Source organism: Nonomuraea zeae (genome assembly GCF_005889725.1).
Classification (GTDB): Bacteria; Actinomycetota; Actinomycetes; order Streptosporangiales; family Streptosporangiaceae; genus Nonomuraea; species Nonomuraea zeae.
In genome coordinates this window covers 1-1900 of record NZ_VCKX01000639.1, presented here as the reverse complement: position 1 = coordinate 1900, position 1900 = coordinate 1, and the positions used below count along the sequence as shown (strand labels likewise).

2 protein-coding genes are annotated in these 1900 nt (G+C 76.3%); both read left to right on the top strand.

The genetic code is table 11. The features are described 5' to 3' along the window. On the top strand, positions 1-897 hold an 897-nt coding region (locus tag ETD85_RS62005), incomplete at its 5' end, for a hypothetical protein (RefSeq protein ID WP_206059650.1). Between the two features lie 28 nt (positions 898-925). Next, the gene (locus ETD85_RS62000) at positions 926-1756 is read left to right on the top strand and encodes an SDR family oxidoreductase (protein WP_138699051.1); all 831 of its coding nucleotides are present in this window, start codon (positions 926-928) and stop codon (positions 1754-1756) included. Positions 1757-1900: the final 144 nt, after the last annotated feature.

Genomic DNA, 1900 nt, shown 5'->3' with positions numbered 1-1900 from the left:
GAGCCAGGGGCAGGGCCGGGGGCCGAGGCGAGGGCAGAAGCGGAGGCCGAGCCGAGGACAGAAGCGGAGGCGGAGGTGTGGAAGGCGCGGACGCTGGCGTTGTGTCAGGCCGGTCGGACCGCCGAGGCCGTCCGCATCGTCCGTGAGCTCCTGGCCGGCCCCCACGCCCCGGACGCGCTTCTGCATGCGACGTGGGCCATGTGCGGCGACTTCGCCGGCGACCTGGGCGTCACCGCCGAGGCGATCGCCTCCATGCGCTCCGGCGGTCACGGCTGGGCGGACGCCGGCGGGTGGGCCCTCGCCCAGGGACGGCTGGCGATGCTCAGAGGCGAGCTGGGCGCGGCGCTGCTCCTCCTGCGCACCCCTGCAGGCCACGAGACGCCGCTGGGCCGGGCGGAGCGGATGGCGGCGTACGCGACGGCTCTGGCGCTGCGAGGAGACGGCACGGGCGCTCAGGAGGCGGCGCTGGCGGCGGCGCGGAGCCGGATCACGTGGACCGGGCTGCGGCACTGGGTGGCGCACGCCGGCGTGTGGGCGGAGGCGGCCCGCGGCGACCTGTCGCGGGCCGTGACGCTCGCCCTCGCCCTCGCCGGCGAGTGCCGGCAGGGCGGGCCGGCGTCCTTCGAGTCGATGGCGCTGCACGACGCCGTACGCCTGGGAGCCCCGGCCGCCGCACTCCCCCGCCTGACGGAGCTGGCGGAGATCCAGGACGGCCCGCGCGTACGGCTGGCGGCCCACCACGCCCGCGCCCTGACACAGGCCGACCCGGTGGCGCTCCTCGCGACGGCGGCTGACTTCGAGGCCCTGGGCCTGAGGCTGTTCGCGTCCGAGGTCAGGGACCAGGCGCGGGCGATCTCCTGCGGCACGCCTGTCCGATGGCACCCCCACCCACTTTGACGTCGCCGAGGGGGTAGCGTGGCGCGGCGTGCGGATTCTCATCGTGGGCGGGAGCGGCTTTCTCGGCACCGAGCTCGTACGACTCGGCGCCGAAGCAGGCCACGACGTGGCCGCGACCTATCTGACCCGGCCGGGAGAGCGGCCGGGGATCCGGTGGCTGCCTCTGGACGTGCGTTCGCGCTCGGAGGCGGCGGACACCTTCGAGGCGTTCGGGCCTGAGACGGTGATCAACGCCGCCTACCGCCAGGCGGACTGGGCGAGCACCGCCGACGGCGCGGCGAACATCGCTCTGGCCGCCGCCGGCACCGGCGCTCACCTGGTCCACGTCTCCAGCGACGTCGTCTTCTCCGGCGCGGCCTCCCGCTACTGCGAAGGGGACCCGCCCGACCCGGTCAGCCCGTACGGTGCCGCCAAGGCGGCGGCCGAGACGGCGGTGCGGGCCGTGGCGCCAGGTGCGGCGATCGCCAGGACCTCCCTGATCATCGGGTACGGCCGCTCGACTCACGAGTCGCTCGTGCACGCGCTGGCCACGGGGCGGCGTGCGGGGAGCCTGTTCACGGACGACGTGAAGTGCCCGGTGCACGTCACCGACCTGGCGTCGGCGCTCATGGAGGCGGCGGTGCGCGGGCTGTCCGGCATCCTGCACGTCGCCGGCTCCGACGCCCTGACCCGCTACGAGCTCGGGCTCCTCATCGCCCGCCGGGACGGGCTCGACGCGGCCCGCCTGCCCTCCGGCCGCCGGGCCGACGCCGGCCTCCACGCCCCGTACGAGGTGCGGCTGGACTGCTCCGCCACCCAGCGCCGCCTCCGCACCCGGCTGCGCGGCGCCCGCGATTTCCTCACCTCGCCCGCGCCCTGACCCCCACCCACATCCTGGCTCACTAGCTCCGTGGCTCGCCGGCCACCTGGCTCCTGCTCTTGAGGCGGGCCGCATGCGTGACTCCAGCTCCGGGCAGGTCGCGCGTGGGGCGCGTCGCGCGTGGGGCGGCCCGCGCTCCCGGCG